Raw genomic sequence first — 23238 nt, forward strand, 5'->3', positions numbered from 1 at the left:
CAAGCCCGCTCCCACATGGGCTCGGTGGGGTTCTTGAGGGCGCATTTCACTCATCCACCCGCTTCGCCGCCGGCAAGGTGAACCCCGACACCGACCGCCGCAACTGACTGGCCATTTTTGCCAGGTTGCCGATGCTCTCGGCAGTGGCCGTAGAGCCCGACGAAGTCTGAGTGGTGATCTGTTGAATCACGTTCATCGTCAGGGAAATCTGCCCTGCCGACGACGTCTGCTGCTGCGCCGCGTTGGAGATACTCTGGATCAGCGCCGCCAGGGTTTTCGACACGCCTTCGATCTCTTCCAGCGCAACCCCGGCGTCCTGGGCCAGCCGCGCACCGCGCACCACTTCGGTGGTGGTCTGCTCCATGGAAATCACGGCTTCGTTGGTGTCCGTCTGGATCGCCCGCACCAGGGTTTCGATCTGCCGCGTCGCCGCCGAAGAACGCTCAGCCAGGCGCTGTACCTCATCGGCCACCACCGCAAAACCACGCCCGGCATCACCGGCCATGCTCGCCTGGATCGCGGCGTTGAGCGCGAGGATGTTGGTCTGCTCGGCGATGTCATCGATCAGGCTGACGATGTCGCCAATTTCCTGGGACGATTCCCCCAGGCGCTTGATGCGCTTGGCGGTGTCCTGGATCTGTTCACGGATGTTGTCCATGCCGTGGATGGTGTTGTGCACCACCTCGTTGCCCTTGTTGGCAATCTCTACCGAACGCTCGGCCACTGCCGAAGATTCGGCGGCGTTGGCCGACACCTGGTCGATGGACTGGGCCATCTGGTTGATCGCCGTGGACGCTTCGGCAATCTGCTGTGCCTGATGCTCCGACGCTTGGGCCAGGTGCATGGCGGTGGCCTGGGTGTCCTGCACCGCACCGGCCACCTGGCCGGCAGTGAGGTTGATGGTGGCCACCAGGTCGCGCAGTTGGTCCACGGAATAGTTGATGGAGTCGGCAATGGTGCCGGTGAAGTCTTCGGTGACCGAGGCGGTGACGGTCAGGTCGCCGTCGGCCAAGTCTTCAATCTCATCCAGCAGGCGCATGATCGCGTTCTGGTTGCGCTCGTTCTTCTCGGCGGTTTCCCGCAACTGGCGGTTGGTCTCGCGGACCATCACCAGGCCGATCAGGATGATCGAGGCCAGCGCCAGCAAGCCCAGCACGTAGCCGCCGATGGTGTCGAAAGTGCGCCCGTCCGCGAGGTTTTCAAAGCCGGTGGCCAGGTGCGAGGCTTCGTCCAGCAGGGTTTGCGACAGGTTGAAGATATTGCTCGCCGAGGCGCGCACCTGGAACAGCTGCGGCGAGGTCTCGAGGATTTCGTCCACGGAACCGGAGACGAATTCGAACAGCTCGGAAATCTCCGCCAACCGGGCGCGGGCGTCGTGGTCTTCAACCTGGGTGATGCGCAGCCCGGGATTGCCGTTGAGCATGCCACTGAGCACCACGCCGAAACGGTTGGCATCGCGGCCAAAGGCATCGGCGGCCTGCACGGCAGTCTCGTCCCCCGCCAGCACGGTGTTCACCGCCCCCAGGATGCGTTCGGCCAGCAATGACTGGCGCTGGGCCAACGCTACCTGGCTGGCCGGTGCGCCGCGTTGCAGCAGAATATCGACAACCTTTTCCGACTCCATCTGCAACTGCGGAACGGTTTCCGCCAGGGTCGCGGCCACTTGATGCAACGACAGCACCGTTTGCTCGCTGGCCAGAATCGCATCGGCGTTTTTCAGCAGCGCTTCCCAGTCGGTCTGCACGGCGCGCATTTCTGCACGCACGGCGGTGGGTGCAGCGGGCAGGCCGGTGGCCGGGTCGCCTTTTTTCAGGTAACCCCAGCGCTGGGCAAAATCGTTGCGCGCATCCCCCAGCAGCTTGAACGCCGCCGCCTTGCCGGCGGCAGCCTCGGTGGCGTTCTTGGCGATGCGCTGGGACAGCACCCGCAGCTCGCCGGCGTGGCCGATGTACTGTTTGTCGTAGGTGGACTGGGTGTTGAGGTACGCGAAGTTGGCGAACAGCAGCATGATGAACACGATCAGCGCGATAAACAGCACGATGATCTGCGAGCGGCTGCGGGAGGCTTCCTGGGGTTTGACCGGGGTGACGGTACTCATGCGGCGACATCCATGAAACCTGGAGCCTGGGCCAGGGCGAAGGGGCTGAAGACCTGCCACAGCTGGTCGCCGTCGAACTGGCCCTGGATAAACGGCGCGCCGCCTGCGGTGCTCGTCGACAACGCGTCTTGTGCGAAATGCTGCATGCCCACCACCTCGTCCACCAACAGGCCGACAAACACGTCCTGATACTCCACCACCAGCACCCGCCGTTGTTTGCGCGCCACCGACAGCTCAAGGCCAAGGAAACCGCCCAGGTCCATCACCGGCAGCAAGCGCCCGCGCAGGTTGGCCACGCCCTTGATCCACGGCTTGACCCCGGGCATCAAGGTACAGCGCGGTTCGTGCAGCACTTCCGCCACCTCGCCCATGGGCGCCACGTACCAGTGTTCGCCCAGGCGAAACCCGATCCCGCTCCAGCTGAGCAGCCGGGTTTCCTGGGACGGCAGGTCGGCAGCCAGCAAGCGGCAGCGGCGGTCGATGTCCAGCAGCAGCTCGAAGGCGGTTTGCGACTCGGTCATGGGAACGTGCCGTCAGCCGGCCAGCACCTTGTTCAGGGTGGCGATCAGGGTTTCTTCGTCCACGGGCTTGGTCAGGTAATCCTTGGCGCCCTGGCGCTCGCCCCAGATCTTGTCGGTTTCCTGATCCTTGGTGGTGATGATGATCACCGGGATGTGGCTGGTCTCGGCATCTTTGGTCAACTGACGGGTGGCCTGGAAGCCATTGAGGCCCGGCATCACGATATCCATCAGCACCGCATCCGGCTTTTCCTGACGGGCCAGCGCAACGCCATCGCCGCCGTTCTGGGCCTTGAGGACGGTGTGACCGTGCTTTTCGAGCATTTCGGTCAGTTTGTACATTTCAGTCGGCGAATCGTCGACGATCAGAACACGTGCCATGGTTTTCCCCACTTATCTAGTAGACGCAAGCCCTCGTGGGGCCCCCGTCAGTGTGCTTGTTCTACTGCGGCGAAGCCCGGTACATAGGCCTTGATCGCGCTCAGCAGTTCTTCCTTGCTGAAAGGCTTGGTCAAAAACTGATCAGAGCCGACGATGCGCCCCTTGGCCTTGTCGAACAGACCATCCTTGGAGGACAGCATGATTACCGGGATCGACTTGAACGCCGGGTTGTTCTTCACCAGCGCGCAGGTCTGATAGCCATCCAGGCGCGGCATCATGATGTCGACAAAGATAATGTGTGGATGATGGTCAACAATCTTGGCCAGGGCATCGAAACCGTCGATGGCCGTGATGACGTCGCACCCTACGTTCTTCAACAGTGTTTCGGCCGTGCGGCGAATCGTTTTCGAATCGTCGATCACCATCACTTTCAAGGCGTTGGAATGCTGTTCCATATCTGCTCTACCATCGCCACAGCGAATAGGTTTTCGGTGTGTACTGCCTGATGTTGCACAGGACGAGCGCCAAAAGCCTCGGAATTCAAGGGCTGATGTGCCATGGCAGCCTTTTTAGCACAGTCTCAGAACGCAATCTATCGGCCGACCCGCGTGGTGGTTTTTCCTTGACCCACAACAGCCGCAGCGCCACTCTGACGCCACTTTTATGCGCCCTTATTTGCTAGAGGAAATCCCCCATGAGCGTTCGCGTCGGCATTGTCATGGACCCTATCGCCAGCATTTCCTATAAAAAGGACAGCTCGCTGGCCATGCTGCTGGCCGCCCAGGCCCGCGGCTGGAGCCTGTTCTATATGGAGCAGCCGGACCTTTACCAGGGCGACGGTGAAGCGCGGGCGCGGATGCGTCCCCTGCAGGTGTTTGCCAACCCCGAGAAGTGGTTCGAGCTGCAAGACGAAATCGACAGCCCCCTGAGCGACCTCGACGTGATCCTGATGCGCAAGGATCCGCCGTTCGACATGGAGTTCGTCTACTCCACCTACCTGCTGGAGCAGGCCGAGCGCGCGGGCGTGCTGATCGTCAACAAGCCCCAGAGCCTGCGCGACTGCAATGAAAAGCTGTTCGCCACGCTGTTCCCGCAGTGCACGCCGCCGACCGTGGTCAGCCGCCGCGCCGATGTGCTGCGTGAATTCGCCGCCAAGCACGGCGATGTGATCCTCAAGCCGCTGGACGGCATGGGCGGTACCTCGATCTTCCGCCACCGCGCCGGCGACCCGAACCTGTCGGTGATCCTGGAGACCCTGACTGCGCTGGGCACCCAGCAGATCATGGGCCAAGCCTACATTCCGGCGATCAAGGACGGCGACAAGCGCATCCTGATGATCGACGGCGAGCCGGTGCCTTACTGCCTGGCGCGCATTCCGGCCGCCGGCGAGACCCGCGGCAACCTGGCCGCCGGTGGCCGGGGTGAAGCCCGCCCGCTGACGGACAAGGATCGCTGGATTGCAGCCCAAGTCGGCCCGACCCTGCGCGAAAAAGGCCTGCTGTTCGTAGGACTGGACGTAATCGGCGAGAACCTCACCGAAATCAACGTCACCAGCCCGACCTGTATTCGCGAGATCGACAACGCATTTGGCACGAACATCGGCGAAATGCTGATGGCTGCGATTGCCGCCAAGCTACAAGCCAAGTGACATAGAACAGCCGGACACAAACCAACATTGCGTTATCATGCGCCACCTGTGAAACGCGCGATGTTGGTTTTCTTGTCATGACGCTCCCGTCCGATCTGCCCCCCGAACTCTCCCACAGCGGCGTGCGCCCGGCTGATCGGCTCGGATTTACCCTGTTTCTGGCGGCGTTGATTCACCTGGCGTTGATCCTCGGCCTGGGTTTCACCTTTGCCGAACCCAAGCAGATCACAAAGACCCTGGAAATCACCCTCGCCACGTTCAAAAGCGAAAAGAAGCCCGAAAAGGCCGACTTTCTCGCCCAGGACAATCAGCAAGGCAGCGGCACCCTCGACAAGAAGGCCGTGCCCAAGACCACTGAAGTCGCGCCATTCCAGGACAACAAGGTCAATAAGGTCACGCCACCGCCGGCGCCCAAGCCGGAGGTGAAACAGGCCGCACCCAAGGCGGCGGTCACCACCGTGGCGCCCAAGCCGCAAAAAGCCCCGACCCAGCGCGAAAAGGCCAAGACCGAACCCACGCCGGCACCGCCGGCCCCGACGTTTGACAGCTCGCAACTCTCCAGTGAGATCTCCAGCCTGGAAGCCGAACTGGCCCACGAACAACAGCTGTACGCCAAGCGCCCGCGGATCTACCGCCTCAACGCCGCCTCCACCATGCGCGACAAAGGCGCCTGGTATAAGGACGAGTGGCGCAAGAAGGTTGAGCGCATCGGCAACCTGAACTACCCGGACGAAGCCCGTCGCCAGCAGATCTACGGCAATTTGCGACTGCTGGTGTCGATCAACCGCGACGGCACCTTGTACGAGGTGCAGGTGCTGGAGTCCTCCGGCCAACCGCTGCTGGACCAGGCGGCGCAACGCATCGTGCGGCTGGCGGCGCCTTTTGCGCCGTTTACCGGGGACCTGAACGACATCGACCGCCTGGAAATCATTCGCACCTGGCGCTTTGCCAAGGGTGATCGGCTGTCGAGCAATTGATGCTGACGGTGATTTCCTGCGCATCCTCAGCTTGTCAGTTCGCCCCTCCAACGCCACACTAGCGGACATGAAAAATGTCAGCCCGACCTACCTCAAGCACCAATTCCTGATCGCCATGCCCCATATGGCCGACCCGAACTTTGCGCAGACCTTGACCTACATCGTCGAGCACACCGCCAATGGTGCGATGGGGTTGGTGGTCAACCGCCCGCAAGACCTGAACCTGGCCGATATCCTCGAGCAACTGCGCCCGGACATCGACCCACCCGCCAGCTGCCAGCACGTACCGATCTACATCGGCGGGCCGGTGCAGACGGACCGGGGTTTTGTGCTGCACCCCACCGGGCCGAAATTCCAGGCGACCGTGGACCTTGAAGGGTTGTCCCTGTCCACGTCCCAGGACGTCCTGTTCGCGATTGCCGACGGCGTGGGGCCTGATCAAAGTGTGATCACCCTCGGCTACGCCGGCTGGGAAGCCGGGCAACTGGAGGCGGAGCTGGCGAGCAATGCCTGGCTGACCTGCCCGTTCGATGCCGACATCCTGTTCAACACCCCCAGCGAACTGCGCCTGGAAGCGGCCGCCGCCAAGCTGCGGATCAACCTCAGCCTGCTGACCAGCCAGGCGGGGCACGCCTGATGGCCTTGCGTCTGATCCTCGGTTTCGACTACGGCACCAAACAGATCGGCGTCGCCGTCGGCCAGGTGATTACCGGCCAGGCCCGCGAGCTGTGCACCCTGAAGGCCCAGAACGGCGTGCCGGACTGGAACCAGGTCGAAGCCCTGATCAAGGAGTGGAAGCCCGACGCCGTGGTGGTCGGCCTGCCGCTGAACATGGACGGCACCCCGAGCGAGATGTGCCTGCGGGCCGAAAAGTTCGCCCGCCGCCTGAACGGCCGCTACAACCTGCCCTTCTATACCCACGACGAACGCCTGACCACGTTCGAAGCCAAGGGCGAGCGCCGTGACCGTGGCGGGCAGAAAGGCAGTTACCGCGACAACCCGGTGGATGCCATCGCCGCGGCCCTGCTGTTGCAGGGCTGGCTGGATGAAAACGCCGCTTTATTTGAATCCTGACTGACGCGGCTTGCCGCGTCTTCTTACGTTTGAGCCCGGACCTTGCCTGCGCGAGGCCTAGAAGGAGCACCCATGAGCCTGCCCAATCCCGCCGATCTGATCAGCCAGATGGCGATCCGCCTCAAGGCGCACCTGGAACACCGTGCCATCAGCGAGCCGCGCTTTATCGGCATCCGCACCGGTGGCGTGTGGGTGGCCCAGGCGCTGCTGGAAGAACTGGGCAGCGACTCGCCCCTGGGCACCCTGGACGTGTCTTTCTACCGTGACGACTTCAGCCAGAACGGCCTGCACCCGCAAGTGCGCCCCTCGGCCCTGCCCTTCGAGATCGAAGGCCAGCACCTGGTGCTGATCGATGACGTGCTGATGAGCGGTCGCACCATACGTGCCGCGATGAACGAACTGTTCGACTACGGCCGCCCGGCCAGCGTGACCCTGGTCTGTTTGCTGGACCTGGACGCCGGCGAATTGCCGATCAGCCCGGACGTGGTCGGCGCCACCCTGTCCCTGGAAGCCCACCAGCGGGTAAAATTGTCCGGTCCCACGCCGCTCGAACTCGAACTGCAAGACCTTGCCCTTTAAACCGCCTTGTAAAGAGTCCCCGCGATGACGCCTCTAGATGCCAAGCGCCCGCTGCAGCTCAATGCTCAGGGCCAGCTGCAACACTTCCTGTCCCTCGACGGCTTGCCCCGCGAACTGCTCACCGAAATCCTCGACACGGCCGACTCGTTTCTCGAAGTCGGCGGCCGGGCGGTGAAGAAAGTCCCGTTGCTGCGCGGCAAGACCATCTGCAACGTGTTCTTCGAGAACTCGACCCGCACCCGCACCACCTTTGAACTGGCGGCCCAACGCCTGTCGGCTGACGTGATCACGCTGAACGTGTCCACCTCGTCGGCGAGCAAGGGCGAAACCCTGCTCGACACCCTGCGCAACCTGGAAGCCATGGCCGCCGACATGTTCGTGGTGCGCCACGGCGATTCCGGTGCTGCGCACTTCATCGCCGAGCACGTGTGCCCGAATGTGGCGATCATCAACGGCGGCGACGGCCGTCACGCCCACCCGACCCAGGGCATGCTCGACATGCTGACCATCCGGCGGCACAAGGGCAGCTTTGAAAACCTCTCGGTGGCCATTGTCGGCGACATCCTGCACTCGCGGGTTGCACGCTCGAACATGCTGGCCCTGAAAACCCTGGGTTGCCCGGACATCCGCGTGATCGCCCCCAAGACCCTGCTGCCGATCGGTATCGAGCAGTACGGCGTGAAGGTCTACACCGACATGGCCGAAGGCCTGAAGGATGTGGACGTGGTGATCATGCTGCGCCTGCAGCGCGAGCGTATGGCGGGCGGCCTGCTGCCGAGCGAAGGCGAGTTCTATCGCCTGTTCGGCCTGACCACCGCACGCCTGGCCGGCGCCAAGCCGGACGCCATCGTGATGCACCCGGGGCCAATCAACCGTGGCGTGGAGATTGAGTCGGCGGTGGCCGATGGCGCGCAGTCGGTGATTCTCAACCAGGTCACGTACGGCATCGCCATCCGCATGGCGGTGTTGTCCATGGCCATGAGCGGGCAAACCGCGCAACGTCAATTCGAGCAGGAGAACGCCCAGTGAAGCTCAGCATTCTCGGCGCCCGAGTCATCGATCCGGCCAGCGGCCTGGATCAAGTCACCGATCTGCACCTGGAAGCCGGCAAGATCATTGCCATCGGCGCCGCACCCGCAGGCTTCAGCGCCAGCGAAACTATCGACGCCAAAGGCCTGATCGCCGCGCCTGGCCTGGTTGACCTGAACGTCGCCCTGCGTGAGCCGGGCTACAGCCGCAAGGGCAACATCACCAGCGAAACCCGCGCCGCCGCTGCCGGTGGCGTGACCAGCCTGTGCTGCCCGCCCCACACCAAACCGGTGCTGGACACCTCGGCGGTGACCGAACTGATCCTCGACCGCGCCCGCGAAGCCGGCAACTGCAAAGTGTTCCCCATCGGTGCCCTGAGCAAAGGGCTGGACGGCGAACAACTGGCCGAACTGATCGCCCTGCGCGACGCAGGCTGCGTGGCCTTCGGCAACGGCCTGGAGAGCTTTCGCAGCACCCGCACCCTGTGCCGTGCGCTGGAATATGCGGCGACTTTCGACCTGACTGTGATTTTCCACTCCCAGGACCGTGACCTGGCCGAAGGCGGCCTGGCCCACGAAGGCGCCACCGCGAGCTTCCTCGGCCTGCCGGGCATCCCGGAAACCGCCGAGACCGTGGCCCTGGCCCGCGACCTGCTGCTGGTGGAACAAAGCGGCGTACGCGCGCACTTCAGCCAGCTGACCAGCGCTCGCGGCGTGGCCCTGATCGCTCAGGCCCAAGCCCGCGGATTGCCGGTGACGGCGGATGTGGCGCTGTATCAGCTGATTCTGACGGATGAGGCGCTGATCGACTTCTCCAGCCTGTATCACGTGCAGCCGCCCCTGCGTACCCGCGCTGACCGTGACGGTTTGCGGGCGGCGGTGAAGTCCGGGGTGGTTTCGGCGATCTCCAGCCATCACCAGCCCCACGAGCGGGATGCCAAGCTGGCGCCGTTCGGCGCGACGGAGCCAGGCATCAGCAGCGTCGAGCTGTTGCTGCCGCTGGCAATGACGTTGGTGGAAGATGGTTTGCTGGACCTGCCGACCCTGCTGGCGCGTCTCAGTGCGGGCCCTGCCGAGGCGCTGCGCCTGCCGGCGGGCAAGCTGGCGGTGGGCTCGGCGGCGGACCTGGTGCTGTTTGATCCGGCCAGCTCCACGATTGCCGGGGAACACTGGCTGTCCAAGGGTGAAAACTGCCCATTCATCGGCCATAGCCTGCCGGCGACTGTGCGTTACACGCTGGTGGATGGGCGGATCAGCTACCAGGCTTGAATCCAATCCAGTGTGGGCACAGTAAATGTGGGAGCGGGCTTGCTCGCGAAAGCGGTGGGTCAGTCAATAGAGATGTCGACTGACACATCGCATTCGCGAGCAAGCCCGCTCCCACATTTGGATCTTCACACATCTTATCGGCCGCCGTTGCGCTCGGCATTGCGGATCGAAATCTGCGTATTCAGCGTCCAGAAGTCATACAGCACCCCGATCAGGAACAAGCCCCCGGTCAGCAGGTAAATGATCCCGCTGATCCATTTGCCCTGATACATGCGGTGCAAACCGAACACACCCAGGAACGCCAACAGAATCCAGGCCACGTTGTACTCGATCGGCCCGGCGGTAAATCGCAGGTCTGCTTCGCGGTCCATTGCCGGAATCAGGAACAAGTCGATCAACCAGCCAATCCCGAACAAACCGAAGGTGAAAAACCAGATCGTCCCGGTCACCGGCTTGCCGTAATAAAAGCGGTGAGCACCGGTAAAACCGAAAATCCAAAGCAGGTAGCCGATCACCTTGCTGTGGGTGTCTTGTTGCGAAACATCCTGTCGATAGGTGTTCATGGAGTACCTCTTTAGCCTCGATAGATAAATATTTCTGGTTTCTTTGTGACTTTTTTACGGGCGCCCGACATGCGGCAAATGGTATCTTCGCTTCCCTCAAAGCCTTATACCGCCTGACTTGTGTAGGACAATCGCGGCAATTCGTCACGGTTTTCCTGAATTTGACCCCAGGGTTCAGTCGACAAACGGCCTTAGCACGACACAAAAAGCTGTTATAAAGTTGCGCGCAAACCAAAAAGAGCCACGCCTAATGCGACCATTTTTCAAGACATGGCTAACCATTTGCCTATTAATGCCACTGGCCGCCCACGCCACCAATCGTGAGCAACGACTTCCCAACGTTAACGGTTTCACCCCTAAAGTTCACGCCACCACCAGCTCCGCCAAATCGGTAAAGCTGACCGTGAAGCGCCCGACTCAACTGAGCAAGGCCCACGGTAATGCGGCGCCAGGGCTGATGGCCGTCAACACCAAGCAAAGCAGCAACGTCCTCAGCCGTGCCGTCAACGTGCTCGGTACTCCTTATCGTTGGGGCGGCAGCAGCCCAAGTAAAGGGTTCGACTGCAGCGGCTTGGTGAAATATGCGTTTAACGACGTAAAAGCCGTGGATTTGCCGCGCACTTCCAACGCCATGGCCGCCGGCCACGGGCTGAAGGTTGAGCGCAAGGACTTGAAACCGGGTGACCTGCTGTTCTTCAAACTGAAGAGCCGCCAGGTGAACCACGTTGCCATCTACCTGGGCAACGACCGTTTCATCCACGCACCGCGTCGTGGCAAGTCCGTGAGCATCGATACGCTGAAGAAGCCGTTCTGGGACAAGAACTACGTGATTGCCAAGCGTGTCCTGCCTAAAGAACAGAACAACCTGCGGATTGTGCAGCGCTGATATCAGGCTGATGTGAGAGCAGGCTTGTGTGGGAGCGGGCTTGCTCGCGAATGCGGAGTGTCAGTCGATACATGCTTGACTGATACACCGCATTCGCGAGCAAGCCCGCTCCCACATTAGTTTTTCATCGCCCACGCGACCTTAAATATCCCCAGGCACCCTCGCCTTCTCCCGGGCATGTTCCCGGCTGATCACCCCCTGGCTGACCAACGCCTTCAAACTCATGTCCAGCGTCGTCATCCCCAACGCCCCGCCGGTCTGAATCGCCGAATACATCTGCGCCACCTTGTCCTCGCGGATCAAATTACGAATCGCCGGTGTGCCGAGCATGATTTCGTGAGCCGCCACCCGCCCGCCGCTGACCTTCTTCACCAGCACCTGGGACACCACCGCCTGCAATGACTCCGAGAGCATCGAGCGGACCATGGCCTTTTCCCCCGCCGGAAACACATCCACCACCCGGTCCACGGTTTTAGCCGCCGACGTGGTGTGCAGCGTGCCGAACACCAGATGCCCGGTTTCCGCCGCCGTCAGCGCGAGCCGAATGGTTTCCAGGTCCCGCAATTCGCCAACCAGGATCACATCCGGGTCCTCCCGCAATGCCGAACGCAGGGCGGCCGAGAAGCTGTGGGTGTCGCGATGCACCTGCCGCTGGTTGATCAGGGCGCTTTTCGGCTGATGGATAAATTCGATAGGGTCTTCAAGGGTGAGGATGTGCTGGCGACGATGGGTGTTGAGGTAATCGATCATCGCCGCCAGGGTCGTGGACTTGCCGGAACCGGTCGGCCCGGTGACCAGTACCAGCCCCCGTGGCAGGTCTGCGATGCGCCGGAACACCTCGCCCAACCCCAGGTGTTCCAGGCTCTGCACCGTTGAGGGGATGGTACGAAACACCGCGCCCATGCCCCGGTGCTGCTGGAACACGTTCACCCGAAACCGCGCCACCTCGGGCAACTCGAAGGCAAAATCCGTTTCAAGAGATGTTTCGAAATCCTTTTGCTGGTGATTGTTCAGCAAAGGGCTGAGCAACGCCGCCACTTGCACCGGCGCAAGTACAGGCCAATCGAGTGGCCAGACCTCGCCATCCACTCGCAGCATCGGCGCCAACCCCGCCGACAGATGCAGGTCGGAGGCCCGCAGGCGTACGCCGGCGGCCAGCAGTTCAGTGATATCCATAGGGCTTTCCATTTCCAGTAGAATGCCGCGGACTCCATATCCACGGGCGCAACTTGAATGTCGACCATAGCAGACAACATCGGCCTGGTTTCCGAGCGGATCCGGGCAGCCGCCGAGGCCGCGCAGCGCGACGCAGGCAGCGTGCACCTGCTGGCCGTGAGCAAGACCAAACCCGCACAGGCCGTGCGCGAAGCCTATGCCGCCGGGATGCGTGACTTTGGCGAGAACTATCTGCAGGAAGCCCTGGGCAAACAGGCCGAATTAACCGACCTGCCCTTGAGTTGGCACTTCATCGGCCCCATTCAATCGAACAAGACTCGTGCGATCGCCGAGAACTTCGCCTGGGTGCATTCCGTGGACCGCCTGAAAATCGCACAACGCCTGTCCGAACAACGCCCGGCTGACCTGCCGCCGCTGAATATCTGCATCCAGGTCAACGTCAGTGGCGAAGCCAGCAAGTCCGGCTGTACACCCGCCGACCTGCCCGCCCTGGCCGAAGCCATCAGCGCCCTGCCGCGCCTGAAGCTGCGCGGCCTGATGGCGATTCCCGAGCCGACCGACGACCGTTCAGAGCAAGACGCAGCCTTCGCCACCGTGCGCGACCTGCAAGCGAGCCTCGACCTGGGGCTCGACACACTTTCCATGGGCATGAGCCATGACCTTGAGTCGGCCATCGCCCAAGGGGCCACCTGGGTGCGGATCGGTACCGCCCTGTTTGGTGCCCGCGACTATGGCCAGCCGTGAAATGGCTGACTTCCATCTGAGTAAGGACCTGTCATGAGCAACACGCGTATTGCCTTTATCGGCGCCGGCAACATGGCGGCCAGCCTGATCGGCGGCCTGCGGGCCAAGGGCCTGGAAGCACAACAGATTCGCGCCAGCGACCCGGGCGCCGACACCCGCGCCCGCGTCAGCGCCGAGCACGGCATCGAAACCTTCGCCGACAACGCAGAAGCGATTGAAGGCGTGGACGTGGTAGTGCTGGCGGTCAAGCCACAAGCCATGAAAGCCGTGTGCGAAAGCCTGCGCCCAAGCCTCAAGCCCCATCAACTGGTGGTGTCCATCGCCGCCGGCATCACTTGCGCCAGCATGACCCACTGGCTCGGCGCCCAGCCGATTGTGCGTTGCATGCCCAACACCCCGGCGCTGCTGCGCAAGGGCGTGAGCGGCTTGTACGCCACATCCGAAGTCACTGCCCAACAGCGCGACCAGGCACAAGAGCTGCTGTCCGCCGTAGGTCTCGCCGTGTGGCTGGAACAAGAGCAGCAACTGGACGCCGTCACCGCCGTCTCCGGCAGTGGCCCGGCGTATTTCTTCCTGCTGATCGAGGCCATGACCGCCGCTGGTGTGAAACTCGGCCTGCCGCAGGAAGTCGCCGAGCAATTGGCCGAGCAGACCGCACTGGGCGCCGCGCAGATGGCCGTGACCAGCGATGTCGACGCGGCCGAGTTGCGCCGTCGCGTGACCTCGCCGGGCGGCACGACCCAGGCGGCAATCGAATCATTCCAGGCCGGGGGCTTTGAAGCCCTGGTGGAAAAAGCACTGGGTGCCGCAGCACATCGTTCGGCCGAAATGGCCGAGCAGCTGGGCAAATAGTCGTCCCCCACATAGGAATCAAACATGCTCGGAATCAATGACGCTGCCATTTTCATCATCCAGACCCTGGGCAGCCTGTACCTGCTGATCGTGCTGATGCGTTTTATCCTGCAACTGGTGCGGGCGAACTTCTACAACCCGCTGTGCCAGTTCGTGGTAAAGGCCACGCAGCCGCTGCTCAAGCCTCTGCGCCGGGTGATCCCGAGCCTGTTCGGCCTGGACATGTCGTCGCTGGTATTGGCGCTGCTGCTGCAGATCCTGCTGTTCGCGGTCATCCTGCTGCTCAATGGCTATCAGGCCACCACGCTGCTGTTGCTGCCGTGGGCCTTGATCGGGATCTTCTCGCTGTTCCTGAAGATCATTTTCTGGTCGATGATCATCAGCGTGATCCTGTCCTGGGTCGCTCCGGGCAGCCGCAGCCCGGGTGCCGAACTGGTGGCACAGATCACTGAGCCGGTGCTGGCACCGTTCCGTCGCCTGGTACCTAACCTGGGTGGCCTGGACATCTCGCCGATCTTCGCGTTTATCGCGATCCAGCTGCTGCAAAGCTGGGTGATTCCACGCTTGGCGTTCTACGCATTCATGCCCAAAGAACTGTTCGGTCTGATCTGACAACAATGTGGCGAGGGAGCTTGCTCCCGCTGGGCTGCGCAGCAGCCCCAAAACGGCCGACCGCGTTGCATCTGCGAAATCGCGGCAACCGGACCGGGACCGCTTCGCGCTCCAGCGGGAGCAAGCTCCCTCGCCACAAAAAGCCTTAAAAGCACCAGCCGCAGGCCTTTGCTTGCCGCTGGGTGCAGCGGTCTTTAGACTTACGCCTCATTTAAACGAGAGCAGGGTCGATGCCAACTGCCTTCCCCCCCGATTCTGTTGGACTGGTCGTGCCCCAAGTGGCGCACTTCAGCGAACCGCTGGCCCTGGCCTGCGGCCGTTCGCTGCCCGCCTACGACCTGATCTATGAAACCTACGGCCAACTGAACGCCACGGCCAGCAACGCCGTGCTGATCTGCCACGCCCTGTCCGGCCACCACCACGCTGCGGGTTTCCACAGCATGGACGAGCGCAAGCCCGGCTGGTGGGACAGCTGCATCGGCCCCGGCAAGCCCATCGACACTAACAAGTTCTTCGTGGTCAGCCTGAACAACCTCGGCGGCTGCAACGGCTCCACCGGCCCCAGCAGCCTCAACCCGGAAACCGGCAAGCCGTTTGGCGCCGATTTCCCGGTGCTGACCGTGGAAGACTGGGTGCACAGCCAGGCGCGCCTGGCCGACGTACTGGGCATCGCCCAATGGGCCGCCGTGATCGGCGGCAGCCTGGGCGGCATGCAGGCCCTGCAATGGACCATCACCTACCCGGACCGCGTGCGCCATTGCCTGGCCATCGCCTCGGCCCCCAAGCTGTCGGCGCAGAACATCGCCTTCAACGAAGTGGCGCGCCAGGCGATCCTCACCGACCCGGAGTTCCACGGCGGTTCGTTCCAGGAAGCGGGCGTGATCCCCAAGCGCGGGCTGATGCTCGCGCGCATGGTCGGGCACATCACCTACCTGTCGGATGACTCCATGGGCGAGAAATTCGGCCGTGGCCTAAAGAGCGAGAAGCTCAACTACGACTTCCACAGCGTCGAATTCCAGGTCGAGAGCTACCTGCGTTATCAAGGCGAGGAGTTTTCCGGGCGTTTCGACGCCAACACCTACCTGCTGATGACCAAGGCCCTGGACTACTTCGATCCGGCGGCGAACTTCGACGATGACCTGGCGCGCACCTTCGAGGCGGCCACCGCCAAGTTCTGCGTGATGTCGTTCACCACCGACTGGCGCTTCTCCCCGGCCCGCTCGCGGGAATTGGTGGATGCGCTGATGGCCGCCAAGAAAGACGTCTGCTACCTGGAGATCGACGCACCGCAAGGCCACGACGCCTTCCTGATCCCGATCCCGCGCTACCTGCAGGCCTTCAGCAACTACATGAATCGAATAGCACTGTGAGAACGCCATGAGAGCCGACCTGGAAATCATCCAAGACTGGATCCCCGCCGGCAGCCGCGTGCTCGACCTCGGTTGCGGCGATGGCGAACTGCTGAGCTGGCTGCGCGACAACAAGCAAGTCACCGGCTATGGCCTGGAAAACGACCCGGACAACATCGCCCAGTGCGTGGCCAAGGGCATCAACGTGATCGAGCAGGACCTGGACAAGGGCCTCGGCAACTTTGCCAGCAACAGCTTCGACATCGTGGTCATGACCCAGGCCCTGCAAGCCGTGCACTACCCGGACCGGATCCTCGACGAAATGTTGCGCGTCGGCCGCCAGTGCATCATTACTTTCCCCAATTTCGGCCACTGGCGCTGCCGCTGGTACCTGGCCACCAAGGGCCGCATGCCGGTGTCGGACTTCCTGCCGTACACCTGGTACAACACGCCCAACATCCACTTCTGCACCTTTGAAGACTTCGAAGCGCTGTGTGGCGAGCGCGAAGCCAAAGTCATCAACCGCCTTGCCGTCGATCAACAGCATCGTCACGGCTGGGCGAGTAAGCTATGGCCCAACCTGCTGGGTGAGATCGGGATCTACCGGGTCAGCAGCCCGGGCCTGACGGACCACCAGATTGCCGTCTAACCATTTTCAAGGAGGACGATCATGAGTCGCCTGGCTGTTTTTCTACTCACCGCGTGCCTGAGCGTCAGCGCTATGGCGGCGGATGTTATCGATGGTAATCGTCAGAAAGAATTCGGCGATATCACGGTGCACTACAACACCCTGACCACCAGCTTCCTGACGCCGGAAATGGCTCAGGAAGCCGGGATCGTACGCAGCAAAGAGCTGGGCATGATCAATGTGTTCGTAAACAAGGGCGTCGAATCGATAGACGCCACCGTTACCGGCACAATCAAGGATCTGGGCGGCAAGAGCGAGATGCTGACGTTCAAGAAAATCACCCAGAAAGGTTCTACGCTTTACGTCGCCCAGTACCCGGTGCCGCAGCAGGAAACCAAGATTTTCACCATCAACGTTGAAACCGGTGGCAAAGCCCACGGTTTCAGTTTCAACCAGGAACTGTTTCCGGCGCAATGATGAACCTTACTCAACTCGTACTGGCCAGCCATAACGCCGGCAAGCTCAAAGAACTCCAGGCCATGCTCGGCGACTCGGTGCAACTGCGCTCGATTGGCGAGTTCAGCCAGGTAGAGCCGGAAGAGACCGGCCTGTCGTTTGTCGAGAACGCCATCCTCAAGGCCCGCAACGCCGCGCGTATTTCCGGCCTGCCGGCACTGGCTGACGATTCGGGCCTGGCCGTGGACTTCCTGGGCGGCGCGCCTGGCATCTACTCGGCACGTTACGCCGACGGTAAAGGCGACGCGGCCAACAACGCCAAGCTGCTGGACGCCCTCAAGGACGTGCCCGACGCGATGCGCGGCGCGCAGTTCGTCTGCGTGCTGGCCCTGGTGCGTCACGCCGATGATCCATTGCCGATCCTCTGCGAAGGCTTGTGGCACGGTCGCATCCTGCATGCGGCCAGCGGCGAGCACGGGTTTGGCTACGACCCGTTGTTCTGGGTGCCGGAGCGCAATGTCTCCAGCGCCGAATTGAGCCCGGCCGACAAGAACCAGATCAGCCACCGCGCCCGCGCAATGGATTTGCTGCGCCAGCGTCTGGGCCTGAAATGACCCAGAACACCTCCGCGCAGCCACTGATCCTCGGTGGCGCGCAAACACCTCGGGCGGCCCTGCCTCACCTGCCGCCCCTGGCGCTGTATATCCACATCCCGTGGTGCGTGCGCAAATGCCCCTATTGCGACTTCAACTCCCACACCGCCAGCAAGGTGCTGCCGGAGGAAGAGTACGTCGACGCGTTGCTGGCCGACCTCGATCAGGACCTGCACGCGGTGTACGGCCGTGAGCTGAGTTCGATCTTTTTCGGCGGCGGCACCCCAAGCCTGTTCAGCGCCGTTGCCCTGGGCCGGTTGCTCAAGGGCGTGGAAGCGCGCATCCCGTTTGCCGGCGATATCGAGATCACCCTGGAAGCCAACCCCGGTACCTTCGAGCAAGAGAAGTTCGTGGCGTACCGCAAGCTGGGGATCAATCGGCTGTCGATTGGCATCCAGAGTTTCCAGCAGGAAAAACTCGAAGCCCTGGGCCGCATCCACAACGGTGACGAAGCCGTGCGTGCCGCCGGCATGGCGCGCCAGGCCGGGTTCGACAACTTCAACCTGGACTTGATGCACGGTTTGCCCGATCAGTCCCTGGAGGACGCCCTGGGCGACCTGCGCCAGGCCATTGCCCTCAAGCCCACGCATCTGTCCTGGTATCAACTGACCCTGGAACCCAACACCGTGTTCTGGAACCAGCCGCCCGTGCTGCCGGAAGACGACACCCTGTGGGACATCCAGGAAGCCGGCCAGGCGCTGCTCGCCGAACACGGTTACGCCCAGTACGAAGTCTCGGCCTACGCCCAACCGGGCCGGCCGGCGCGGCATAACCTGAACTACTGGAGCTTTGGCGATTTTATCGGCATCGGCGCCGGTGCCCACGGCAAGCTCAGCCATCCGGACGGGCGCATCGTGCGCACCTGGAAAACCCGGGCGCCGAAGGACTACCTCAACCCGGCGAAAAACTACCAGGCCGGCGCGAAAGAACTGACCAACGAAGAGTTACCGTTCGAGTTCCTGATGAACGCCCTGCGCCTCACCGACGGCGTCGAAGCCAGGCTTTATGCCGAGCGCACCGGCCTTGAGCTGGCGAGTCTCGATGAGGCCCGTCGTGAGGCAGAACAAAGTGGCTTAATGCAGGTCGAACCGTCACGCCTGGCGGCCACCGACCGCGGGCAACTCTTTCTCAATGACCTGCTGCAGAAGTTTTTGAGCTGATTGCTCTTAAGGAAATCAAATGGATCTGGTACTCGACCTGCTCGCCACCGTATCCCGCTGGAGCCGTAGCAACCTGTCGGAAATCTCCCTGGCGTTGGTAGGTTGCCTGCTGGTGCTGTTTGGCGCCGACATCAAGGGCTGGGTCGAAGCACGGCTGGGCAGCATCGCGGGTGCGCTGCGCGTGCCGCTGATGGCGCTGGTGTGCATGATCGGCAGCGGCGCTGCGCTGATCTATGCCACGCCGTGGATTGTTCGCGGGTTGAGCCAGTTCAACAACTACAGCCTGGCGCCGGTGTTGTTGGTGGTGCTGGTGTTGATTGGGGTGGTGGCGGATCGCCGCTGACCTTAAGCGCGGCACAAAACAAATGTGGGAGCGGGCTTGCTCGCGAATGCGGTGTGTCAGTCAGCGTAAATGTCGACTGATCTACCGCATTCGCGAGCAAGCCCGCTCCCACATTTTTTACTGCATTTCAATCCAGGGACTTATCAGTCCACTTTCTCGAACTTCAAATCCCAAACCCCATGCCCGAGTCGCTCGCCGCGACGTTCGAACTTGGTGATCGGCCGCTCGGCCGGGCGCGGGACGCATTTGCCGTCTTCCGCCAGGTTGCGGTAGCCAGGGGCGACGTTCATTACTTCCAGCATGTACTCGGCATACGGTTCCCAGTCGGTGGCCATGTGCAGGATGCCGCCCACTTTCAGCTTGCTGCGCACCAGTTCCGCGAAGGAAGCCTGGACGATGCGGCGCTTGTGGTGGCGGCTCTTGTGCCAGGGGTCCGGGAAGAACAGCATCAGGCGGTCGAGGCTGTTGTCGGCGATGCAGCGGTTGAGCACTTCGATCGCGTCGCAGTCGTAGACCCGCAGGTTGGTCAGGCCCTGAGTCAGCACGCCGTTCAGCAGCGCGCCAACACCCGGACGGTGTACTTCAACCCCGATAAAATCCTGCTCCGGCGAAGCCGCGGCCATTTCCAGCAGGGAATGGCCCATGCCGAAGCCAATCTCCAGGGAGCGTGGTGCCGAGCGGCCAAACACCTGGTCGTAATCCACCGGCGCGTCTGCCAGCGGCAGGACGAACAGCGGCGTGCCCTGCTCCAGGCCCTTTTGCTGGCCCTCGGTCATGCGACCGGCGCGCATCACAAAACTCTTGATGCGGCGGTGCTTGGACTCGTCGCCTTCTTCCAGGGTGTTCGGCGTTTCGTTTGATTCAGTCATCAATGGCTCTTACTTGATCAGACCATCCAGCGGCGAGGAGGCGCTGGCGTAAAGTTTTTTCGGCATGCGCCCGGCGAGGTACGCCAGGCGGCCGGCGACAATTGCGTGGTTCATGGCTTCAGCCATCAGGACCGGCTGCTGCGCATGGGCGATGGCCGAGTTCATCAGCACCGCATCGCAACCCAGTTCCATGGCGATGGTGGCGTCGGAGGCAGTGCCCACGCCCGCATCCACCAGCACCGGGATCTTGGCTTCTTCAAGGATGATCTGCAGGTTGTACGGATTGCAGATACCCAGGCCGGAACCGATCAGACCGGCCAGCGGCATCACCGCGATGCAGCCGATTTCGGCCAGTTGGCGGGCGATGATCGGGTCGTCGCTGGTGTAGACCATCACGTCGAAGCCTTCCTTGACCAGGGTCTCGGCGGCCTTGAGGGTTTCGATCACGTTGGGGAACAGGGTTTTCTGGTCGGCCAGCACTTCCAGCTTCACCAGGTTGTGGCCGTCGAGCAGCTCACGGGCCAGGCGGCAGGTGCGCACGGCTTCGATGGCGTCGTAGCAACCGGCGGTGTTCGGCAGGAAGGTGTAGCGATCCGGCGACAGCACTTCGAGCAGGTTCGGCTCGCCCTCGATCTGGCCGAGGTTGGTGCGGCGCACGGCGAAAGTAACGATCTCGGCGCCCGAGGCTTCGATGGCCAGGCGGGTTTCTTCCATGTCGCGATACTTGCCGGTGCCGACCAGCAGACGCGACTGGAAGGTACGACCGGCCAGGACGAAAGGCTTGTCGCTACGAACGATGCTCATGGGAAATCCTCGAGTTGGGGTGAGGTTCTGCAGAATGCGGGTTGGCGCCCTGGAGCGCCGGACGGCTAGCCGCCGCCGATGGCGTGGACCACTTCGACCTGGTCACCCTCGGTGAGCGCGGTCTCGACGTGCTGGCTACGCGGGACGATATCCAGATTGAGCTCCACTGCGACGCGGCGTCCGGTCAAGTCCAGACGGGTCAGCAGGGCCGCAACGGTTTCACCGTCGGGCAGTTCAAAGGGTTCGCCGTTCAACTGAATGCGCATGCCACGGGCCGCCATCGTTTTTAGGGGCCAGCATTCTAGCGTGATTGACGTTGCTGGCCCAAGCCCCTTGGTCAGGCAGCCTGTAGACGCCACGCCGCCAAACCGAGGAAGAACCAGCCCAGCAGGAACGCCAGGCCACCAAACGGGGTGATGATGCCGAGCTTGCTGATGCCGGTCATGGTCAGCACATACAGGCTGCCGGAGAACAGCAGGATGCCCACGGCAAAGGACACCCCCGCCCACGTCACCAGCCTGCCCGGGATGTGCGCCGCCAACAGTGCCACGCCGAACAGCGCCAGGGTGTGCACCAACTGGTAGGTCACGCCGGTGTGGAAAATCGCCAGGTACTCGGCGCTCAGGCGGTTTTTCAGGCCGTGGGCGGCAAACGCGCCCAGGGCGACGCCGGTGAAACCGAAAAAGGCAGCCAGCATCAGAAAGCCACGCAACATGAGGAACTCCAGTCAGACTCAGGGGGCAGGGTCTGTATAATGGCCCGCTCAACGGGTTCGGCCAAGCCATCTCTATGCTGCGTCTCCTCTTCAAGCGTTTTCTCAAAGCCCTCAAGTGGTTTGCCATCGGCAGCGTGCTGCTGGTGCTGCTGTTCCGTTTCGTGCCACCACCGGGCACTGCGCTGATGGTTGAGCGCAAGGTCGAGTCCTGGGTCGACGGCGAGCCGATTGACGTACAGCGCACGTGGGTGCCGTGGGATCAGATCTCCGACGAACTGAAAGTGGCGGTGATGGCGGGCGAAGACCAGCGCTTCCCGCAACATTGGGGTTTTGATTTCGACGCGATCCAGGCGGCGTTGCTGCATAACGAGCGCGGCGGTTCGATTCGCGGCGCCAGCACCTTGAGCCAGCAGGTGTCGAAGAATCTGTTTTTGTGGACCGGCCGCAGCTATTTCCGCAAAGGCCTGGAAGCCTGGTTTACCGGGCTGATCGAGATTCTCTGGCCCAAGCAGCGAATTCTTGAGGTGTACCTCAACAGCGTGGAGTGGGATGAAGGCGTGTTCGGCGCCGAAGCGGCGGCGCGGCATCACTTTGGGGTGAGCGCCAAGGCGCTGACCCGCCAGCAGGCCAGCTACCTGGCGGCGGTGTTGCCTAACCCGCGGGTGTGGAGTGCCAGCCATCCAACGTCGTATGTCGCGCGACGGGCGGCGTGGATTCGGCAGCAGATGAGTCAGTTGGGTGGCGACAGCTATTTGAATGAGCTGAACAACTCGCGCAAGGCGCTCTGGGCTGACTGACCCACCACAAAACAAAAGTGGGAGCGGGCTTGCTCGCGAAAGCGGTGTGCCAGTCAATACCTTAGGTGACTGATCCACCGCTTTCGCGAGCAAGCCCGCTCCCACATTTCGATCGCGCTGTCCTAGCTACCTGTGTCAGGCGGCGATCGACAGTTTCAGCTTGTTCATCGCACTCTTCTCGAGCTGACGAATCCGCTCGGCCGACACGTTGTACTTCTGCGCCAGGTCGTGCAGCGTGGCTTTTTCTTCTGCCAACCAGCGCTGGTAGAGAATGTCACGGCTGCGGTCGTCCAGCACTTCCAGCGCTTCGTGCAGGTTGTGATTGGAGTTGTCGCTCCAGTCGGCATCTTCCAGCTGACGCGCCGGGTCGTACCGGTGGTCTTCCAGGTAGTTGGCCGGCGATTGGAAGGCGCTGTCGTCGTCCGCTTCGGCGGCCGGGTCGAAGGCCATGTCATGGCCGGTCAGGCGACTTTCCATCTCGCGCACTTCACGTGGCTCTACGCCGAGGCTTTCGGCCACGCGATGCACTTCTTCGTTGTTCAGCCACGCCAGGCGTTTCTTCTGGCTGCGCAGGTTGAAGAACAGTTTGCGCTGGGCCTTGGTGGTCGCGACTTTCACGATGCGCCAGTTGCGCAGGATGAATTCGTGAATTTCCGCCTTGATCCAGTGCACAGCAAACGACACCAGGCGCACACCCATTTCCGGGTTGAAGCGCTTCACGGCTTTCATCAGGCCAACGTTGCCTTCCTGAATCAGGTCAGCCTGGGCCAGGCCGTAGCCGCTATAGCTACGGGCGATATGTACGACAAAACGCAGGTGGGCGAGCACCATCTGCCGAGCCGCCCCCAAATCCTGCTCATAGTAGAGACTCTCGGCCAGTTCACGCTCCTGCTCGGGCGTCAGCAATGGAATGCTGTTGACCGTGTGCACATAGGCCTCCAGGTTCGCACCCGGGACCAGAGCATAAGCAGGTTGCAAAGAAGTGGTCATACGAAAAAACCTCCGACTCACATAACTCGTGCAGTTCAGCACTGCGAAAATTGACCGGGAACCGTAGGA

General features: G+C 62.2%; 29 protein-coding genes. 18 read left to right on the top strand and 11 right to left on the bottom strand.

The genetic code is table 11. The features are described from left to right. Positions 1-46 precede the first annotated feature (46 nt). From HX786_RS21395 to pilG, 4 genes are read right to left on the bottom strand one after another with little or no spacing between them, the layout of a single operon-like run. The gene (locus tag HX786_RS21395) at positions 47-2098 is read right to left on the bottom strand and encodes a methyl-accepting chemotaxis protein (RefSeq protein WP_008434142.1); all 2052 of its coding nucleotides are present in this window, start codon (positions 2096-2098) and stop codon (positions 47-49) included. Next, on the bottom strand, positions 2095-2619 hold the full coding sequence (locus tag HX786_RS21400) for a chemotaxis protein CheW (RefSeq protein WP_003213731.1): 525 nt from the start codon (positions 2617-2619) through the stop codon (positions 2095-2097). Before HX786_RS21400 ends, HX786_RS21395 begins: the two co-directional genes overlap by 4 nt. 12 nt (positions 2620-2631) lie before the next feature. Then, positions 2632-2997 (bottom strand): twitching motility response regulator PilH, encoded by a 366-nt coding sequence (pilH, locus tag HX786_RS21405; protein WP_003213734.1) that lies wholly within the window; start codon positions 2995-2997, stop codon positions 2632-2634. A 47-nt stretch (positions 2998-3044) separates the two neighbouring features. Beyond that, positions 3045-3452 (bottom strand): twitching motility response regulator PilG, encoded by a 408-nt coding sequence (gene pilG / locus HX786_RS21410; RefSeq protein ID WP_003213736.1) that lies wholly within the window; start codon positions 3450-3452, stop codon positions 3045-3047. Positions 3453-3691: 239 nt separating this feature from the next. Between pilG and gshB the strand changes: the two genes are divergently transcribed. From gshB to HX786_RS21445, 7 genes are all read left to right on the top strand, one after another. Next, positions 3692-4645 carry a glutathione synthase gene (gene gshB / locus HX786_RS21415; RefSeq protein ID WP_003213738.1) on the top strand — a complete coding sequence of 318 codons (954 nt, stop codon included), beginning with the start codon at positions 3692-3694 and terminating at the stop codon, positions 4643-4645. Positions 4646-4722: 77 nt separating this feature from the next. Further along, a complete protein-coding gene (locus tag HX786_RS21420; RefSeq protein WP_003213740.1) occupies positions 4723-5622 on the top strand; it encodes an energy transducer TonB in 900 nt (299 codons plus the stop codon). Between the two features lie 67 nt (positions 5623-5689). After that, positions 5690-6259 (top strand): YqgE/AlgH family protein, encoded by a 570-nt coding sequence (locus HX786_RS21425; protein WP_003213742.1) that lies wholly within the window; start codon positions 5690-5692, stop codon positions 6257-6259. After that, positions 6259-6696 (top strand): Holliday junction resolvase RuvX, encoded by a 438-nt coding sequence (ruvX, locus tag HX786_RS21430; RefSeq protein WP_008434150.1) that lies wholly within the window; start codon positions 6259-6261, stop codon positions 6694-6696. Before HX786_RS21425 ends, ruvX begins: the two co-directional genes overlap by 1 nt. A 72-nt stretch (positions 6697-6768) precedes the next feature. After that, complete coding sequence (pyrR, locus tag HX786_RS21435; RefSeq protein ID WP_003213746.1) at positions 6769-7275, top strand: bifunctional pyr operon transcriptional regulator/uracil phosphoribosyltransferase PyrR; 507 nt, start codon at positions 6769-6771, stop codon at positions 7273-7275. 24 nt (positions 7276-7299) lie between these two features. Next, on the top strand, positions 7300-8304 hold the full coding sequence (locus tag HX786_RS21440; protein ID WP_003213748.1) for an aspartate carbamoyltransferase catalytic subunit: 1005 nt from the start codon (positions 7300-7302) through the stop codon (positions 8302-8304). Further along, positions 8301-9572 carry a dihydroorotase gene (locus HX786_RS21445; protein ID WP_003213750.1) on the top strand — a complete coding sequence of 424 codons (1272 nt, stop codon included), beginning with the start codon at positions 8301-8303 and terminating at the stop codon, positions 9570-9572. The genes HX786_RS21440 and HX786_RS21445 overlap by 4 nt, the downstream gene beginning before the upstream one ends. Before the next feature lie 134 nt (positions 9573-9706). Here the strand turns inward: HX786_RS21445 and HX786_RS21450 are convergent, their stop codons facing one another. After that, positions 9707-10135: a TM2 domain-containing protein gene (locus HX786_RS21450; RefSeq protein WP_003213752.1), complete on the bottom strand. Its 429-nt coding sequence runs from the start codon at positions 10133-10135 to the stop codon at positions 9707-9709. Between the two features lie 250 nt (positions 10136-10385). Between HX786_RS21450 and HX786_RS21455 the strand changes: the two genes are divergently transcribed. Further along, entirely contained in the window at positions 10386-11021 is a 636-nt protein-coding gene (locus HX786_RS21455; RefSeq protein WP_023659314.1) for a C40 family peptidase, read from the top strand. Positions 11022-11162: 141 nt separating this feature from the next. Here the strand turns inward: HX786_RS21455 and HX786_RS21460 are convergent, their stop codons facing one another. Beyond that, entirely contained in the window at positions 11163-12197 is a 1035-nt protein-coding gene (locus HX786_RS21460) for a type IV pilus twitching motility protein PilT (protein ID WP_177041193.1), read from the bottom strand. 57 nt (positions 12198-12254) lie between these two features. Between HX786_RS21460 and HX786_RS21465 the strand changes: the two genes are divergently transcribed. The 9 genes from HX786_RS21465 to HX786_RS21505 all read left to right on the top strand — a co-directional run bounded on the left by HX786_RS21465 (position 12255) and on the right by HX786_RS21505 (position 18994). Then, a complete protein-coding gene (locus HX786_RS21465) occupies positions 12255-12941 on the top strand; it encodes a YggS family pyridoxal phosphate-dependent enzyme (RefSeq protein WP_178912562.1) in 687 nt (228 codons plus the stop codon). Between the two features lie 33 nt (positions 12942-12974). Next, entirely contained in the window at positions 12975-13793 is an 819-nt protein-coding gene (gene proC, locus HX786_RS21470; RefSeq protein WP_178912563.1) for a pyrroline-5-carboxylate reductase, read from the top strand. A gap of 24 nt (positions 13794-13817) precedes the next feature. Continuing rightward, positions 13818-14405 carry a YggT family protein gene (locus HX786_RS21475; protein ID WP_003213764.1) on the top strand — a complete coding sequence of 196 codons (588 nt, stop codon included), beginning with the start codon at positions 13818-13820 and terminating at the stop codon, positions 14403-14405. Between the two features lie 230 nt (positions 14406-14635). Further along, positions 14636-15775, top strand: coding sequence for a homoserine O-acetyltransferase (locus HX786_RS21480; protein ID WP_008434158.1), 1140 nt, complete (start codon positions 14636-14638; stop codon positions 15773-15775). A 7-nt stretch (positions 15776-15782) separates the two neighbouring features. Beyond that, a complete protein-coding gene (metW, locus tag HX786_RS21485) occupies positions 15783-16403 on the top strand; it encodes a methionine biosynthesis protein MetW (RefSeq protein WP_003213768.1) in 621 nt (206 codons plus the stop codon). Between the two features lie 21 nt (positions 16404-16424). Continuing rightward, entirely contained in the window at positions 16425-16859 is a 435-nt protein-coding gene (locus HX786_RS21490) for a DUF4426 domain-containing protein (protein WP_003213770.1), read from the top strand. Next, the gene (rdgB, locus tag HX786_RS21495) at positions 16856-17452 is read left to right on the top strand and encodes an RdgB/HAM1 family non-canonical purine NTP pyrophosphatase (protein WP_008434161.1); all 597 of its coding nucleotides are present in this window, start codon (positions 16856-16858) and stop codon (positions 17450-17452) included. The genes HX786_RS21490 and rdgB overlap by 4 nt, the downstream gene beginning before the upstream one ends. Continuing rightward, positions 17449-18651, top strand: a complete 1203-nt coding sequence (gene hemW, locus HX786_RS21500) for a radical SAM family heme chaperone HemW (RefSeq protein ID WP_256343980.1) — start codon at positions 17449-17451, stop codon at positions 18649-18651. The genes rdgB and hemW overlap by 4 nt, the downstream gene beginning before the upstream one ends. 19 nt (positions 18652-18670) lie before the next feature. Next, positions 18671-18994 carry a DUF3392 domain-containing protein gene (locus HX786_RS21505; RefSeq protein ID WP_003213776.1) on the top strand — a complete coding sequence of 108 codons (324 nt, stop codon included), beginning with the start codon at positions 18671-18673 and terminating at the stop codon, positions 18992-18994. A 143-nt stretch (positions 18995-19137) separates the two neighbouring features. Here HX786_RS21505 and trmB read toward each other — a convergent pair whose 3' ends face one another. The 4 genes from trmB to HX786_RS21525 form a co-directional block, all read right to left on the bottom strand. After that, complete coding sequence (gene trmB, locus HX786_RS21510; protein WP_003213778.1) at positions 19138-19863, bottom strand: tRNA (guanosine(46)-N7)-methyltransferase TrmB; 726 nt, start codon at positions 19861-19863, stop codon at positions 19138-19140. A 9-nt stretch (positions 19864-19872) separates the two neighbouring features. After that, a complete protein-coding gene (locus tag HX786_RS21515; protein WP_102370101.1) occupies positions 19873-20667 on the bottom strand; it encodes a thiazole synthase in 795 nt (264 codons plus the stop codon). 65 nt (positions 20668-20732) lie between these two features. After that, positions 20733-20933, bottom strand: a complete 201-nt coding sequence (gene thiS / locus HX786_RS21520) for a sulfur carrier protein ThiS (RefSeq protein ID WP_177022332.1) — start codon at positions 20931-20933, stop codon at positions 20733-20735. A 71-nt stretch (positions 20934-21004) separates the two neighbouring features. Continuing rightward, on the bottom strand, positions 21005-21382 hold the full coding sequence (locus tag HX786_RS21525) for a DUF423 domain-containing protein (RefSeq protein WP_003213781.1): 378 nt from the start codon (positions 21380-21382) through the stop codon (positions 21005-21007). Positions 21383-21456: 74 nt separating this feature from the next. Here HX786_RS21525 and mtgA point away from each other — a divergent pair, with 74 nt between their 5' ends. Then, positions 21457-22179 (top strand): monofunctional biosynthetic peptidoglycan transglycosylase, encoded by a 723-nt coding sequence (gene mtgA / locus HX786_RS21530; RefSeq protein WP_178902671.1) that lies wholly within the window; start codon positions 21457-21459, stop codon positions 22177-22179. A gap of 135 nt (positions 22180-22314) precedes the next feature. On the opposite strand, the gene rpoH is transcribed toward mtgA, so the two are convergent. Further along, positions 22315-23169 carry an RNA polymerase sigma factor RpoH gene (gene rpoH, locus HX786_RS21535; RefSeq protein ID WP_003176698.1) on the bottom strand — a complete coding sequence of 285 codons (855 nt, stop codon included), beginning with the start codon at positions 23167-23169 and terminating at the stop codon, positions 22315-22317. Positions 23170-23238 lie beyond the last annotated feature (69 nt).

The sequence above is a fragment of the Pseudomonas sp. 21615526 genome (genome assembly GCF_013386245.1).
Lineage (GTDB): Bacteria > Pseudomonadota > Gammaproteobacteria > Pseudomonadales > Pseudomonadaceae > Aquipseudomonas.

Bases quoted from the DNA above. Each gene is read 5' to 3' on its own strand.
- HX786_RS21455 (WP_023659314.1), top strand. From the start codon at position 10,386: ATGCGACCATTTTTCAAGACATGGCTAACCATTTGCCTATTAATGCCA.
- HX786_RS21450 (WP_003213752.1), bottom strand. From the start codon at position 10,135: ATGAACACCTATCGACAGGATGTTTCGCAACAAGACACCCACAGCAAG.
- trmB (WP_003213778.1), bottom strand. From the start codon at position 19,863: ATGACTGAATCAAACGAAACGCCGAACACCCTGGAAGAAGGCGACGAG.
- gshB (WP_003213738.1), top strand. From the start codon at position 3,692: ATGAGCGTTCGCGTCGGCATTGTCATGGACCCTATCGCCAGCATTTCC.
- proC (WP_178912563.1), top strand. From the start codon at position 12,975: ATGAGCAACACGCGTATTGCCTTTATCGGCGCCGGCAACATGGCGGCC.
- HX786_RS21480 (WP_008434158.1), top strand. From the start codon at position 14,636: ATGCCAACTGCCTTCCCCCCCGATTCTGTTGGACTGGTCGTGCCCCAA.
- pyrR (WP_003213746.1), top strand. From the start codon at position 6,769: ATGAGCCTGCCCAATCCCGCCGATCTGATCAGCCAGATGGCGATCCGC.
- HX786_RS21505 (WP_003213776.1), top strand. From the start codon at position 18,671: ATGGATCTGGTACTCGACCTGCTCGCCACCGTATCCCGCTGGAGCCGT.
- rdgB (WP_008434161.1), top strand. From the start codon at position 16,856: ATGATGAACCTTACTCAACTCGTACTGGCCAGCCATAACGCCGGCAAG.
- HX786_RS21525 (WP_003213781.1), bottom strand. From the start codon at position 21,382: ATGTTGCGTGGCTTTCTGATGCTGGCTGCCTTTTTCGGTTTCACCGGC.
- hemW (WP_256343980.1), top strand. From the start codon at position 17,449: ATGACCCAGAACACCTCCGCGCAGCCACTGATCCTCGGTGGCGCGCAA.
- HX786_RS21420 (WP_003213740.1), top strand. From the start codon at position 4,723: ATGACGCTCCCGTCCGATCTGCCCCCCGAACTCTCCCACAGCGGCGTG.
- thiS (WP_177022332.1), bottom strand. From the start codon at position 20,933: ATGCGCATTCAGTTGAACGGCGAACCCTTTGAACTGCCCGACGGTGAA.
- HX786_RS21400 (WP_003213731.1), bottom strand. From the start codon at position 2,619: ATGACCGAGTCGCAAACCGCCTTCGAGCTGCTGCTGGACATCGACCGC.
- HX786_RS21395 (WP_008434142.1), bottom strand. From the start codon at position 2,098: ATGAGTACCGTCACCCCGGTCAAACCCCAGGAAGCCTCCCGCAGCCGC.
- ruvX (WP_008434150.1), top strand. From the start codon at position 6,259: ATGGCCTTGCGTCTGATCCTCGGTTTCGACTACGGCACCAAACAGATC.
- mtgA (WP_178902671.1), top strand. From the start codon at position 21,457: ATGCTGCGTCTCCTCTTCAAGCGTTTTCTCAAAGCCCTCAAGTGGTTT.
- pilG (WP_003213736.1), bottom strand. From the start codon at position 3,452: ATGGAACAGCATTCCAACGCCTTGAAAGTGATGGTGATCGACGATTCG.
- HX786_RS21490 (WP_003213770.1), top strand. From the start codon at position 16,425: ATGAGTCGCCTGGCTGTTTTTCTACTCACCGCGTGCCTGAGCGTCAGC.
- HX786_RS21475 (WP_003213764.1), top strand. From the start codon at position 13,818: ATGCTCGGAATCAATGACGCTGCCATTTTCATCATCCAGACCCTGGGC.
- metW (WP_003213768.1), top strand. From the start codon at position 15,783: ATGAGAGCCGACCTGGAAATCATCCAAGACTGGATCCCCGCCGGCAGC.
- rpoH (WP_003176698.1), bottom strand. From the start codon at position 23,169: ATGACCACTTCTTTGCAACCTGCTTATGCTCTGGTCCCGGGTGCGAAC.
- HX786_RS21465 (WP_178912562.1), top strand. From the start codon at position 12,255: ATGTCGACCATAGCAGACAACATCGGCCTGGTTTCCGAGCGGATCCGG.
- HX786_RS21425 (WP_003213742.1), top strand. From the start codon at position 5,690: ATGAAAAATGTCAGCCCGACCTACCTCAAGCACCAATTCCTGATCGCC.
- HX786_RS21460 (WP_177041193.1), bottom strand. From the start codon at position 12,197: ATGGATATCACTGAACTGCTGGCCGCCGGCGTACGCCTGCGGGCCTCC.
- pilH (WP_003213734.1), bottom strand. From the start codon at position 2,997: ATGGCACGTGTTCTGATCGTCGACGATTCGCCGACTGAAATGTACAAA.
- HX786_RS21440 (WP_003213748.1), top strand. From the start codon at position 7,300: ATGACGCCTCTAGATGCCAAGCGCCCGCTGCAGCTCAATGCTCAGGGC.
- HX786_RS21515 (WP_102370101.1), bottom strand. From the start codon at position 20,667: ATGAGCATCGTTCGTAGCGACAAGCCTTTCGTCCTGGCCGGTCGTACC.